This is a genomic window from Billgrantia ethanolica, assembly GCF_021404305.1.
In the GTDB taxonomy this organism is placed as follows: domain Bacteria; phylum Pseudomonadota; class Gammaproteobacteria; order Pseudomonadales; family Halomonadaceae; genus Halomonas; species Halomonas ethanolica.
In genome coordinates this window covers 691,781-705,207 of sequence record NZ_JABFTX010000003.1, presented here as the reverse complement: position 1 = coordinate 705,207, position 13,427 = coordinate 691,781, and the positions used below count along the sequence as shown (strand labels likewise).

The window sequence follows — 13,427 nt, the reverse complement described above, 5'->3', positions numbered from 1 at the left end:
TTCGAGATCTAAGTGAAGCGGAAGAGTCTTGAACCAGTCGATATGCTGACGGTGGAGCTCGCTACCCTCCCCCACTTGATCGAGATATGCCTGGTGCTGCCCAGAATTCTTGTCGCTGTGGACGCGAAGGAACTGGTCAGGTTGCTGCGGATCGGGCGTTGCCAGGCCACGGCATTGAATTCATGATTGCCCATTACCGCAAGGGCTTGGCCGGCTTCCACCATGGCCCGGGCGATACGCACCGTCTCGACCTGTTTGGGGCCACGGTCAATGAAGTCACCGAGGAAGATCACCTGACGCTCAGCATGCGACCAGAGGCCATCCCTCTCCTGATAGTCCAGCGCTGCCAGTAGGCGCTCAAGGGCATCGGTATGCCCATGAATATCACCGATCAGATCGTACATCGCCGCTTCCTTTCAATCAGTCGAATTAGTTCTACCCTCGCCTCTAGGCCAACACCATAGCAAGATTACAAAGCTGATTGCCGACCATGGCACTTATCGCCTGATCAAGGTCTGTCAATTGAGTCTCGGCGACCAGCTCGCTGCCAAACCAATCCCGAAGAGCGGATCGTAGGGCTTCCGAAGGTCTCTCCCCTCCAGCCATGCGCGTAGCCATGGTAACGGCGACACTGTCGTACTCACCATAAGCATCATTTTCAACACAGCAGGTGCGCATGGGGTCGTGTGTAAACAACAGCTGGGAAAGCCAGGGGACCAGAATATCTAATCTATTCAATGCAAACTCCCGGCACATTGAAGAAAAGCAATAAAAGTACGTCCTACGTTCCAGTAGAAAGCAGGTTACTTAGCCAATGCGACATACTGCGTCGCAAGCACTCCAGCTCGGCCCACGGAAGATCCATTGCTACCCGGCCGACGCAATCCGACACGTTTTGTCGTATCGCCAGATGACCATGAACCAAGTCTCACCACGAGGGAACGTCATGAGTCATATCGCAAGCTGTGTTTCCTTAAGCTGGATCTCATCCAATGTTGACGCCGCACAGGTAAGTGCCTGGCAGCAGGATCATCATGTCTGGTTAGCCACCAAGCCTGTCACGGCAGCCCTAGCAGAGACGCTGGAGGTGGTGGCAATTGACGACGGCCGGCTGTCTTCGGCCATGACCGACGGTCGTTATCAGATAATCAACCCACCTGAAGGCGCGAAACGATCTTGCCCAGCAGTAAATGCCCCCCTTGCCAAGCAGCTGCCGGTCCTACTCAATCAAGCCCCTACACAGCAAAATGTGCAGAAACGGCTTTTTTTTCAGAAAACACTAAAGCTCTGCATGCTTAGGCCGATATTTGTGCTAACAACCAAATGTAAAATGATGAATGTAATATGCTACGAGCCATATTGTTTTCCTTTCAAGCAGAGATCTTCAGGTGAAAGCTCTACATCCTGCAGCGACTGAATTTAACATTAAATACGGAACATAAAAATTAAGCGAGGGCATGGTGAACAACGCACAGGACTTTTCTAAGCTATATCGCAATGTAGAGCTACAAGTATCTCAAGCTTTGCTAGATATCTCTAGCGTTAAAATTTCTCACCCCACAGGAAACGCACACCTCGAAAGCATAAAAAGCCAATTAAATGATATAAAAAATAGATTCAATAGCGAAATTAACTATTTGGAAGAACATGCCGAATGGGAGAAGTTTACGATTGCCTTCTTTGGGGAGACAAATGCAGGGAAAAGCACCCTAATAGAAAGTCTGAGGATTATTTTCAACGAGCGTCAGCGCTGCTCCTTAATTCAAAGCAATCGCTCAACCACAGAAGAAATGAGAGCCTCATTTAACGAAGAGACTGACGAGCTAATAGAAAATTTATCAGCTCGCTATGCTATTTATGAACGACAGATCACCTCATTGGCCAGTGACGTTGCACGACTCACCGATATTGCAAAAAACCAAAACGAAGCACTTCAGCGGAATGGCGAGACGCTCCTGGAAGAAAACGCAGCTCTACAGCATGCGAGCAAGGCACTTCGACAGGACCATGCTTCCCTAACAAGAAATATCGAGAAATTAAAACAAGAAAAAGAAACTCTTAAAGCCGAGCATGATGCTAATCTTCTCAAAGAGAAAAGCAATGCACTACTTAAACAGCGTCGAGCCAAGCGTCAGATGATAATTGGAATAACGGCCGCCGCTACCATAGGTTTTTTTACTGGGGTATTGAGCATTACTTTAATGGTTTGATGAAAGGCATACACAGGGATAGGCGCTATGAATCAGACGACAGCTACAACTGGTGTGCAAAGAGGGGGTTTGTCAAAGGCTCTTTCCAGCTCACTTCCTAGTTTATTAAAAATGCAGCGCAAGCTCAGAACCAGGGAGCTATCAGACTACTGCGTTGATGGGATTATTATCGGCACTGGAAAAGCAGACTTCACACAAAATAATGTCGTGTATCGTCTCAATTATAATAATAAAGAATTTCAACTAATCGATGTGCCTGGCATAGAAGGTAATGAATCAAGATACGAAGCAATGGTTCAAGAGGCTATCGCTAAGGCGCACCTAGTTTTCTACATAAATGGCACGAACAAGAAGCCTGAAACAGAAACGGGTCGAAAAATCAAACAGTACCTCAATCGTGACGCTGTCGTTCACGTTATCTGCAACGTTCGAGGCAAGGCAGATTCTTATGAGTTTGACGAAGATAGAGTTTCTTTAGAGCAGACGCACCGAGATGCTATAGTCACCTTAGAACAAACCCAAAACGTCCTCGGAAACATCCTTGAGCCTGAACTGCTACAAGGGCTGCATCTTGTGCAAGGACTCATAGGATTTTGCTCTATGGCATTTACTGACAACATGTCAACCACCATTAATCCGGAACGAAGAGATTTAATTAAGGCTCAGCTAGCTTACCTGAAAGATTTCAAAAACAAGGAAGAAATGCGGCGGTTTAGCCGCATAAGAGAAATAGAAGAAATCATACATGATCAATGCTCAAACTTTGACAGAAACATAATACTAAGCAACAAAAGAAAAGTAACAAGACTGTTAGAAGAAACACTAGAAATTCTGAAGCAGCAATTAATAGCACATGAAAAGGTCGCCAAAAATATCCGAAAAGAAACTTCTGGATGCGCAAAAGAAATTGATTCGGCTTTTTCTAACTTTGCCACCTCTTTTTCTCGCAAGAGAGGCAACCTTATCAATGGTTTTTTCGAGGAACTACATGAAGTAGCACACAACAGCATCGAGACCCACTTCAGCGATAAAAACTTAATAGAAAAAAGCATCCAAGAACATGCGGAAAAGCTCCAGAAGAAAGTCAAATTTAATTTTATGCAGATGCAGAAGAGTGAACTGGCAACTCTCTCTGAGAATATAGACAGATCGGTAAAACGCTTGCAGGAAAATGTTAAGCGTGTGAAATTCGAACATGAGCTTAACACAGCGAGCATGGACTCCACCAAATGGAAAGGAGACATGGATTCAGTTAATTTCAGCATCAATGAACTCGGAGGAATGTTTCTTGGCATAGGGGGATATGCACTGAGCGGTTTAGCTATTGGTAGCGTTTTTCCTGGAGTTGGCAATGCAATAGGTGTGGCTGTAGGTGTAGCGGTTGGTGTTGTTTCGAATTTACTCAAATATTTTTTCAGTGGACGTGGAAAAAAAATCCGAGAAGCACAGAAAAAAGTTGCGCAGACTATAGAGAAACAACGCGAACTGCTAAAGGACGAAACGATAGATGCAGAAAGAAAATTTTTGGAAAATATAAGAATCGATATCAAAAAGAAAATTGTCAACGAACTATATCACGAAAACAAAAAAATGGAAGATGTCGAAATTGTTTTAAAAGAAAAGATAATAACTTTGTCAGAATTAAAATATCGGATGGAGGAGAATCCCGATGGAGCAGTTTAAAAATTTTGATGCCGAAAAGTCTGCTGTAGTTGACTCCCTTAACAAATTAAGGGGGCTGGTGGCGACGCTTGGAGATATCGGTCTAGATGTTGATGAGGATATTTCTAAGATCCAAAATGCCATAGCGGATATTGAATCCGACATTCTTAGGATAGCTCTGCTAGGCGCCTTTTCAGATGGAAAAACTAGCGTCATTGCGGGCTGGTTAGGTCAAGTCATGGATGACATGAAAATTGACACGGACGAATCTTCTGATAGCTTAGCAATATATCGCCCTGAAAATTCATCAGGAAACTGTGAAATAGTCGATACTCCTGGATTATTTGGAGACAAAGAAAAAGCAAATGGCAACAACATTGTCAAATACGGCGACATTACCAAAAAATATCTTTCCGAAGCACATCTCATTTTTTATGTTGTAGATGCAACAAACCCATTGAAAGAAAGTCATTGTGATGTGGTAAGGTGGATACTACGCGACCTTAACAAACTGTCCTCTACTATCTTTGTCATTAATAAAATGGACGAAGTAGCGGACTTACGTGATGCCGAAGACTATGAAAACCAAGCTACCATAAAAAAACAAAACCTACTTGAAAAGCTTCAGCGATTCGTAGAACTTAGCGACAGTGAGCGGCTAGCTGTAAATATTGTTTGCATTGCTTCAAATCCAAATGGGCGTGGGCTGAACTTCTGGTTTGAAAAAAAGGAGGCGTATGAAGAGCGCTCGCGCATTAATAGCTTAAAGGAAATAACTTCTTCGATCATCAACAGCACTACACGCAATGAGTTAGTCAAAAAAACAGGGCTTGATGTTATTAGCGACGTAATGATAAATAAAATATCGCTCGCTGAAGCGCAATTCAAGAATTTTGAATTATTGGCATCCAGTTTGATGGAGAATAGTCAGCGTATCAACGAGGATATCGAACAAGGGAAGAAAAATGTACTATCTGCCAAATCAGACCTTTTTGAAGAGCTTAACAATGAAGAAAAAAGACTTCTCGGAAGGTTGCGCACGGTGTCAAGAAATGAAGTGGCAGACTTTCTTGAAGATGAAATTGGCTATACTTCTAAAGATATTGGCTACAAACTCAGAATTAAAATCGAGCAATCTTGCGAGCGTTGCTTTCAACAGTCGTCTCAGGTAATGAGACAAATATCTGTTGGTATAGAAAGGCAGCTGGAAAGCTCAGAAAAATTTGCAGACGCAGTAAAATCTTCAGCTTTTTCATACTCTCAGAAGGCTGCTGTGGCCTTGAAGTTTGTTAAAGTTGATAATGCTGGAGTACTTGCTGCTCGTGATGTATTGGCCAAAGTCACTGGATATACATTTAAATTTAAACCATGGGGAGCTGTCAAACTCGCTGGCAACATAAGCAGGGCTCTTCCCATTCTTGGAGCTGCTCTTCAAGTGCTTGGCGATGTTGTTAGTGTTGCTCAGCAGCAGAGCGCCGAGAACGAGTTGGCTGAGATAAAAAAAGAGCTGGGAGAAATCATTAAAGGTCACTTTAAAGAAGTTTACGACATCCTTTCCGATAACGAAAAGGTTTTTGAAAATTTTGCCCCCCAGATTAAAAGCTTTCAAGCAATCCTCAGAAATCAAAACGATGAACTTGAAGAGTTATTATCTCGTAAAGAATCGCTTGGAGCAATCAAGCAAGAATTGGAAGTTTTTACCAGAAAAGGAGATATTATTGAAGGAGAATTCACAGCAGCATAGTCGTTGTTAAAGGGTAAAGGAAAGAACTAAACAGCCGCATGCCGCCTTTCAGTAAGGTAGGCATGCGAACTGTTAGGCCTCACCTGTGTTGCGGATTGTAACAGGTACGATCAGCGTAATTTTCCAGATCGGAGATGGGCGGAAGCCTCAAAATGGAGATGAAAGCTGCACGCGACACCGAATGTCGCATAGGTGAATGACCATGACGCTAGTCTCACCACGAGGGAACGTCATGAGTCATATCGCAAGCTGTGTTTCCTTAAGCTGGATCTCATCCCGTGTTGACGCCGCACAGGTAAGTGCCTGGCAGCAGGATCATCATGTCTGGTTAGCCACCAAGCCTGTCACAGCAGCTCTGGCCGAGCCGCTGGAGGTAGTGGCAATTACTGACGAACGGCTTCCCACTGCCACGACCGACGGTCGCCGCCTGATGATCAACCCCACCTGGAGTGCCATGCTGAACGAGTCGCAGCGGCGCCGAGTGCATGAGCATCTGGTCTGGCATGCGGCCGCCGGTGATTATCGACCGCACTACGGCAAAGACTCGCACCGCTGGCACCTCGCCTGCGATCACTCGATCAATGCCCAATTACTCCAACTCGGTGGTGGCATCCCACTGGACTCCGTGATGTTTCCGCTAGCGGCTAGCTGGCGGCGCGAAGAGGTATACAACTGGCTATCGGGCCATCCAAGACTGGAAATGGAGCAAAGCCCGGACCAGTTGACCTGGCAGGCAGGGTTTACCACGTCAAACGCTGATCTCACGGAGCTAGATATCCACTGGCAGCAGCATATCCGAAAAATTGTGCAGAATTTTCTCGGCACACCGTGGTTGCCGGACAGTGTCGCTTCTTGGCTGCTTGGTAACAGATGATTTGGAAGCGTAATTCCCTTAGGCTGCCATTTTCGAGCTTTGCGACACAACACGGAACGCCCATGTCCGAGATACGCGACACCCTATTCCGCTACCTGACCATGCTGCAGTTGATCCCTCGCAGCCCAGGTCGGATCAGCACCCCGGTACTGTTGGAGAAGCTCAGCGAGCGAGGATTCAACATCGACGCACGCTCTCTTCAGCGTGACCTGCGCGACAAGCTGGCTTTTCATTTTCCACTCGGCTGCGACGATAGCCAGAAGCCCTACCGCTGGTACTTTGATCGCGATTTTCACTGCAACCTGCCAGCTCTCGATATACCAAGCGCACTCACCCTGGTGTTGACAGAAGAGTATCTCAAGGGCCTGCTCCCCCCAGTAGTAATGGGCCAGCTCTCCCCTCAGTTCCGTGACGCTAGGCAATTACTAGACAACCTAGAGCAGAATGGGCTGAGTCGCTGGGCGCGAAGGGTGCGAGCTATCCCCAACGGAAAGGCACTGGTTCCCGCTCCGGTGAATGAGGTGACTTGGCAGACCGTGGCCCAGGCACTGCTGGAACAGCGAGCGCTGGACGTGACCTATCTGTCGCGAAGTCGGGAAGAACACAAGAAATTCACGCTGCATCCGCAAGGCCTGGTGAGCCGACACAGCGTGACCTACCTGCTGGCCACTGTGAACGACTATGAAGATATCCGTCAGTTTGCCCTGCAGCGCGTCGAAGCCATAGCCTTCAGTAAATTGCCATGGCGGGAATCTGCCGGCTTCAACCTGGACGACTATATAAGCAGCGGTGCCTTCGGCTACCCGCAGAGCACAGGGAATGTCCGGCTGGTTGCTCATGTCGAGCCACAGGTTGCCTGGTTGCTGGCGGAAACACCGCTGGCCGAGACGCAGCGCATGTCACCTCTCCCCGGCTCCGATTGGCAGCGGCTGGAAGCCGAAGTACCGGATGACCAACAGACGCTCTGGTGGTTGAGGGGGATGGGTGCCAGTGTAGAAGTCATCGAGCCGGTGGTGTGGAGAGACGACATGCGTGCAAATGCAGAAAGGATTCTGGCGCGTCTAAACAAGGTATAAAGCGGGGGTCTCGGCTGAGGACACCCGTTCAGCCTACACCGAGTGCCGCTATGAGATCGGCATGTCAGACAAGACCCAAGCCGAGGGCCGGCAGCTCATGAACTATTGCATGGAGCGTCACGGCTTACGGCTGCGCCGATAGTGGATTTGGCCAAAGATTTCATGGTCTTCCTGCGCCAAGTTTGGTGAGATAGTCATCAGCCGTTACGGCTGATAGCAACAACCGGCTCATCGATTCAGGGAACTGCAGTACATGATCCTCACCCTCAACCAGCTGGAGCGGCACCTGTTCAAGGCCGCGGACATCCTGCGCGGGCGCATGGACGCCTCGGAGTTCAAGGAGTACATCTTCGGCATGCTCTTCCTGAAGCGCTGCTCGGATGTCTTCGAACAGCGCCAGGAGGAGGTCCGCGCTCAGCTCAAGCAGGCCGGTGCCGGAGAGATCGATATCGCCCATCAGGTCGAGTTTCCCGACTGGTATCGCGCCACCTTCTACGTGCCGCCGCAGTCGCGCTGGTCGCATCTGCTGAAGGAGGCCCACCAGGGCGTCGGCAGCGCCCTCAACAAGGCGCTCGCCGGCCTGGAGGAGCACAACCAAAGCCTTAACGGGGTGCTTGAGCACATCGACTTCACCCGCAAGGTGGGCTCCACCACCCTGCCGGACAAGAAGCTCCGGGACCTGATCGTCCACTTCAGCGAGTACCGGCTGCGCAACGAAGACTTCGAGTTCCCCGACCTGCTGGGCGCGGCGTACGAGTACCTGATCCGCGACTTCGCCGACTCCGCCGGCAAGAAAGGCGGCGAGTTCTATACCCCGCGCCCGGTGGTTCGCATGATGGTTCGGCTGATGGACCCCCAGGAAGGCCACAGCGTCTACGACCCCTGCATGGGGTCGGGCGGTATGCTGATCCTCTCCAAGGAGTACCTGGAGGAACAAGGCGGCGACCCGCGCCGGCTCAACCTCTTCGGCCAGGAAGCCTCCGGCTCGGTGTGGGCCATCGCCAAGATGAATATGCTGCTACACGGGGTGAGCAGCGCCGACCTGCGCAACGACGACACCCTCACCGACCCTCAGCACGTGGACGGCGGCGAGCTGGTGCGCTTCGACCGCATCCTCACCAACCCGCCGTTCTCGATCGGCTACGCGCCGAGCCAGCACTTCCCGGAGCGCTTCCACTACGGCAGCGTGCCGGAGGGGGCCAAGAAGGCCGACCTGATGTTCCTGCAGCACATGGTCGCCTGCCTCAAGTCCGACGGCCGCCTGGCCACCGTCATGCCCCACGGGGTGCTGTTCCGCGGCGGCGACGAGAAGCGCATCCGCGCCGGCATGCTGGAGGACGACCTGGTGGAGGCGGTGATCGGCCTGGCCCCCAACCTCTTCTACGGCACCGGCATCCCGGCGAGCATCCTGGTGCTGCGCGCCAAGGGCGCCAAGCCCGAGGAGCGTAAGGGCAAGGTGCTGTTCATCAACGCCGACCGCGAGTTCTTTGAAGGCCGCGCCCAGAACCACCTGCTGCCGGAGCACATCGAGAAGATCGCCAGCACCTATGACGCCTTCGAGGACGTGCCCGGCTTCGCCCGGGTGGTGCCCATCAAAGAGCTGCGCGACAACGACTACAACCTCAACATCCGCCGCTACGCCGACAACACCCCGCCGCCGGAGCCCCAGGACGTGCGCGCCCACCTCAAGGGCGGCGTGCCGGTTGCCGAGATCGACGCCAGGCGCCCGCTCTTCGACGCTCAGGGCCTCGACCCCATGGCGCTCTTTATCCACAGGGCGAACGATCCCGACTACGTGGATTTCGCCGAGCCCCTGAGCGAGAAACGCGACCTCAAGCCCGCCATCGAGGCCGACGCCGGCCTGCGGCACAAGGAGGCCAGCGTGATGGCCGCCTTCGAGGCCTGGTGGGCCGAACACGGTGGCAGCATCACCGGCCTCACCGGCAACGGCGGTCGCCTCACCCAGCTGCGCGACGAGCTGCTGGGCAGCTTCACCGCGGCCCTGGAGCCCACCGCCATGCTCGACCGCTTCGCGGTGCGCGGCATCATCGCGGGCTTCTGGTTCGACAACAAGAACGAGTTCCGCACCCTGCAGGCCCGCGGCTGCCTGGGCGTGGTGGACGCCTGGCGCACCAGCATCGTGAGCCTGCTGGAGGACGAGCAGAGCAAGGCCAACCCGCTGGATCACCGCCTGGTCCACTTCCTGCTGGAGGAGTACGTGGCCGAGCTCGAAGAGCTCGCCGCCCGGAAGGCGGAGCTGGACGCCCGGATCAAGGCCGCCGAGGCCAAGCCCGAGGGCGATGACGGTGACGAAGCCGATAGCGGCGAGGATGACGACGCCCCGACGCCGGAGCAGATCAAGGCCTGGAAGAGCCAGCGCACCCAGGTGCGCAAGCAGCACAAGGCCAAGGTGGCCAGCTTCGAGGAGCACCTCAACGCCGCCGTGGACGCCCTCGACGAGCCTGCCGCCGCTGAGCTGGTCGGCACCATTCTGCATAACGACCTGAAGGGCATCCTCGAGCGCTATATCCGCCAGCAGCGCCAGCAGGTCATCGCTGCCTTCGAGACCTGGTGGGACAAGTACCGGGTAACGCTGGCCGACATCGAGGCCGAGCGGGATGCCGCTGCCCAAGAGCTGCAGCAGTATCTGGAGGGGCTGGGGTATGTTTGAACTATTAGCGCTCGGCTCGCTCGTTGAAAAACAGCAAGGGGGAGGCACTCCTCCTCGCAATGATCCGGCTTTCTGGCACGGTGATATTCCTTGGGCGTCCGTTAAGGACTTCAAGGATGATCAGCTAGAACTGAAGGCTACCGAAGAAACCATTACGAGCTTGGGGTTGAGGTCAAGCACTAGCAGCCTCATTCCCCCCGGCACCCCTATGGTCTGCACCAGAATGGCTGTTGGAAGGTGTGCTGCTAGCCAAACACCTACGGCAATTAACCAGGATGTTCGGGCTCTCTACCCAAAAAAAGGGGTCAATCACAGGTATCTTCTTCGTTTGGTTGCAAGTCTGCAGAGGAAAGCTGAAAGCCTGTCAGTTGGCTCGACAGTAAAAGGAATACGCTCTTCTGACTTTCTGGCAATAAATACCCATATTGCTCCTGAAAATGAACAGGGTGCTATCGCCCACATCCTTGACACCCTCGACACCCAGATCCAGAAGACCGAGGCACTGATCGCCAAGCTGGAGAAGGTCAAGGAGGGCCTGCTCCACGACCTGCTGACTCGCGGCATCGACGTGAATGGCCGGCTCCGCCCCAGCCCCGAGCAGGCGCCGGAGCTCTACAAGGAGTCGCCGCTGGGGTTGATTCCGCGAGAGTGGGAGGTGGTGGGATTTCTAGACGCTGTTGAACTGCCATCGGGCCAAATCAGCCCGCTAATAGAGCCTTATGCTAGTCTGCCGCTAATAGCCCCTGACCATATTGAAGCAGGCGTCTCTAGGCTGATTAGGGTAGAAACGGCTCGTGATCAAGGCGCGATCAGCGGGAAGTATATCGTTCGTCCAGGTGATGTCGTATATAGCAAGATACGCCCCTATTTAAGAAAAGCATGGCTTGCCGATATTGACTCGATATGCAGTGCTGACATGTATCCTCTAAGGCCGAAGCTTTTGACGTCAGCGATACTGCTCAGGATTGTGATGAGTGAAAGCTTCTCCACCTATGCTAACGCTGCCTCCATGAGGACTGGGATTCCGAAAATAAACCGAGATGAGCTTTCCGGATATACATTCGCCTTGCCCACCATTCAAGAGCAAGTGCGCATGGAGAATATATTCCAAGGCATTGAGAGAAAAGCTGATAAAGAAAGGGAGGCGTTGAGCAAGCTTGTCTTTGAAAAAATTGGCCTGATGGACGACCTCCTTACTGGCCGCGTCCGCGTCACCCCGCTGCTCGACCAGGCCCAGGCCACTACCCCGGCATAGACCGGGGCGCTTACAAGAACATCGAAACATCAGGACCACATCGCACAGGGAACCGCCATGACCACCTTCGACAGCACCAAGCGCTCGCTGCCCGAGCTTCTCAAGGACATCACCACCGGCAAGATCCAGCTCCCCGACTTCCAGCGCGGCTGGGTGTGGGACGACGACCACGTGCAGAGCCTGCTGGTCAGCATCGCCCGCTCCTTCCCGGTGGGGGCGGTGATGCTGATGGAGACCGGTGGGGAGGTGCGCTTCGAGACCCGCCCGGTGGAGGGCCTCGACCCGGACAGCGTGACCAAGCAGCCGGACCAGCTGATCCTCGATGGCCAGCAGCGCCTCACCAGCCTGACCCAGGCGGTGGGCCTGGATGCCCCGGTGAACACCCGCACCGCCAAGGGCAAGCCCATCAAGCGCCACTACTACTTCGACATTCGCACCGCCCTGGAGGGCGAGGATCGCCTGGAGGAGGCGGTCATCGCAGTGGATGAGAACCGCCAGACCCGCAAGAACTTCGGCCGCGACGTGGATCTCGACCTCTCCAGCCGCCAGCTGGAGTGCGAGCAGCTCTACTTTCCCTGCGACAAGCTGCTGTCGCCCAACGACTGGGCAGGCGACCTGTTCAAGTACAACAAGGACGAGATCGGCACCTACTTCGAGTTTCAGGAGAAGATCATCAGCGCCTTCTCCGCCTACCAGCTGCCGGTGATCGAGCTGAAGAAGGAAACCTCCAAGGAGGCGGTCTGCCTGGTGTTCGAGAAGGTCAACACCGGCGGTGTGCAGCTCTCGGTGTTCGAGCTGATCACCGCCAGCTACGCCGCCGAGGGCTACAACCTGCGCGATGACTGGTTCGGCTCCGACATCCGCGACGTGCCCTCCCGCAAGGCGCGCTTCGAGGAGCACGAGCTGCTCCGCGACGTGCAGAGCACCGACCTGCTCCAGGCCATTACCCTGCTGCACACCCGCGAGCGCAAACTGGAGGACCTCAAGGCCGGCAAGACCGGCAAGCAGGTGCGCCCAGTCAGCGCCAAGCGCGCCTCGGTGCTGGATCTCCCCCTCGAGGCCTACAGGCGCTGGGCCGACGCCGTGGAGAAGGGCTTCGTCGAGGCGGCCTACTTCCTCAAGGGCGAGTGCTTCTACAGCCGCCGCGAGCTGCCCTATGCCACCCAGCTGGTGCCCATCGCCGCGGTGATGACCCTGCTCGGCAACCGCTGGCGCGAGCCGCGCATCCACGCCAAGCTCTCGCGCTGGTTCTGGAGCGGCGTGCTGGGCGAGCTCTACGGCGGCGCCGTGGAGACCCGCATCGCTCTGGACCTGGAAGAGCTGATGACCTGGTTCGAGGACGACGCCGAGCTGCCCCGCACGGTGATCGATGCCTCCTTCGACCCCACCCGCCTGGAGTCGCTGCGCAGCCGCAACAGCGCCGCCTACAAGGGCATCAACGTGCTGATCCTGCGCGAGGGCGCCGAGGACTTCTTCTGGAAGGGCGATATCCAGGCGCTCGACCAGCAGGGGGTGGAGCTCGATATCCACCACATCTTCCCCCGCGCCTGGTGCGAGGCTCAGGGGCTCTCCTATCGCATCTACGACTCGATCATCAACAAGACGCCCATCTCCGCCAGGACCAACCGCATGATCGGTGGCGATGCGCCCTCGGCCTACCTGGCCCGTCTGCAGGAGCATCAGCAGGTCCAGCTTGGCGATGAAGCGATGAACGCCCTGCTCGAGGGCCACCGCATCCCCGCCGAGACCCTGCGCGCCGACGACTTCGACGCCTTCTACCAGCAGCGCAAACGCCGCCTGCTGGAGATCATCGAGAAGGCCATGGGCAAGAAGCCGCTGCTGGGCTCCGACGAGGGCGCACCGGTGATTGAGGCAGAGGACAGGGATGAATGATTGCACGAATATTGCGAGCGTCCCTCGCCCAGCGATTGCAAC

At 53.9% G+C, this 13,427-nt stretch carries 10 protein-coding genes; 9 read left to right on the top strand and 1 reads right to left on the bottom strand.

Going from position 1 to position 13,427, the window contains the following annotated elements; all coding sequences use genetic code 11:
• Positions 1-8 precede the first annotated feature (8 nt).
• Positions 9-404 (bottom strand): metallophosphoesterase, encoded by a 396-nt coding sequence (locus tag HOP53_RS16480; RefSeq protein WP_234271031.1) that lies wholly within the window; start codon positions 402-404, stop codon positions 9-11.
• A 542-nt stretch (positions 405-946) separates the two neighbouring features.
• On the opposite strand from HOP53_RS16480, the gene HOP53_RS16475 reads away from it, so the two are divergent.
• The 9 genes from HOP53_RS16475 to HOP53_RS16435 all read left to right on the top strand — a co-directional run bounded on the left by HOP53_RS16475 (position 947) and on the right by HOP53_RS16435 (position 13,385).
• Positions 947-1,417, top strand: a complete 471-nt coding sequence (locus HOP53_RS16475) for a hypothetical protein (protein ID WP_234271030.1) — start codon at positions 947-949, stop codon at positions 1,415-1,417.
• 43 nt (positions 1,418-1,460) lie between these two features.
• The gene (locus HOP53_RS16470) at positions 1,461-2,210 is read left to right on the top strand and encodes an AAA family ATPase (RefSeq protein WP_234271029.1); all 750 of its coding nucleotides are present in this window, start codon (positions 1,461-1,463) and stop codon (positions 2,208-2,210) included.
• Positions 2,211-2,237: 27 nt separating this feature from the next.
• Positions 2,238-3,893 (top strand): GTPase, encoded by a 1,656-nt coding sequence (locus HOP53_RS16465; protein ID WP_234271028.1) that lies wholly within the window; start codon positions 2,238-2,240, stop codon positions 3,891-3,893.
• Positions 3,880-5,616 carry a LeoA/HP0731 family dynamin-like GTPase gene (locus HOP53_RS16460; RefSeq protein WP_234271027.1) on the top strand — a complete coding sequence of 579 codons (1,737 nt, stop codon included), beginning with the start codon at positions 3,880-3,882 and terminating at the stop codon, positions 5,614-5,616. The genes HOP53_RS16465 and HOP53_RS16460 overlap by 14 nt, the downstream gene beginning before the upstream one ends.
• A 232-nt stretch (positions 5,617-5,848) precedes the next feature.
• The gene (locus tag HOP53_RS16455) at positions 5,849-6,490 is read left to right on the top strand and encodes a DUF2201 family putative metallopeptidase (RefSeq protein ID WP_234271026.1); all 642 of its coding nucleotides are present in this window, start codon (positions 5,849-5,851) and stop codon (positions 6,488-6,490) included.
• Positions 6,491-6,552: 62 nt separating this feature from the next.
• On the top strand, positions 6,553-7,566 hold the full coding sequence (locus tag HOP53_RS16450; protein WP_234271025.1) for a helix-turn-helix transcriptional regulator: 1,014 nt from the start codon (positions 6,553-6,555) through the stop codon (positions 7,564-7,566).
• Between the two features lie 253 nt (positions 7,567-7,819).
• Entirely contained in the window at positions 7,820-10,237 is a 2,418-nt protein-coding gene (locus HOP53_RS16445) for a type I restriction-modification system subunit M (RefSeq protein WP_234271024.1), read from the top strand.
• On the top strand, positions 10,230-11,492 hold the full coding sequence (locus tag HOP53_RS16440; protein WP_234271023.1) for a restriction endonuclease subunit S: 1,263 nt from the start codon (positions 10,230-10,232) through the stop codon (positions 11,490-11,492). The genes HOP53_RS16445 and HOP53_RS16440 overlap by 8 nt, the downstream gene beginning before the upstream one ends.
• Positions 11,493-11,549: 57 nt before the next feature.
• Positions 11,550-13,385, top strand: coding sequence for a GmrSD restriction endonuclease domain-containing protein (locus HOP53_RS16435; protein WP_234271022.1), 1,836 nt, complete (start codon positions 11,550-11,552; stop codon positions 13,383-13,385).
• Positions 13,386-13,427: the final 42 nt, after the last annotated feature.

Coding starts and splice junctions, on each gene's coding strand:
- HOP53_RS16435 (WP_234271022.1), top strand. CDS start 11,550: ATGACCACCTTCGACAGCACCAAGCGCTCGCTGCCCGAGCTTCTCAAG.
- HOP53_RS16465 (WP_234271028.1), top strand. CDS start 2,238: ATGAATCAGACGACAGCTACAACTGGTGTGCAAAGAGGGGGTTTGTCA.
- HOP53_RS16450 (WP_234271025.1), top strand. CDS start 6,553: ATGTCCGAGATACGCGACACCCTATTCCGCTACCTGACCATGCTGCAG.
- HOP53_RS16460 (WP_234271027.1), top strand. CDS start 3,880: ATGGAGCAGTTTAAAAATTTTGATGCCGAAAAGTCTGCTGTAGTTGAC.
- HOP53_RS16455 (WP_234271026.1), top strand. CDS start 5,849: ATGAGTCATATCGCAAGCTGTGTTTCCTTAAGCTGGATCTCATCCCGT.
- HOP53_RS16440 (WP_234271023.1), top strand. CDS start 10,230: ATGTTTGAACTATTAGCGCTCGGCTCGCTCGTTGAAAAACAGCAAGGG.
- HOP53_RS16480 (WP_234271031.1), bottom strand. CDS start 404: ATGTACGATCTGATCGGTGATATTCATGGGCATACCGATGCCCTTGAG.
- HOP53_RS16445 (WP_234271024.1), top strand. CDS start 7,820: ATGATCCTCACCCTCAACCAGCTGGAGCGGCACCTGTTCAAGGCCGCG.
- HOP53_RS16475 (WP_234271030.1), top strand. CDS start 947: ATGAGTCATATCGCAAGCTGTGTTTCCTTAAGCTGGATCTCATCCAAT.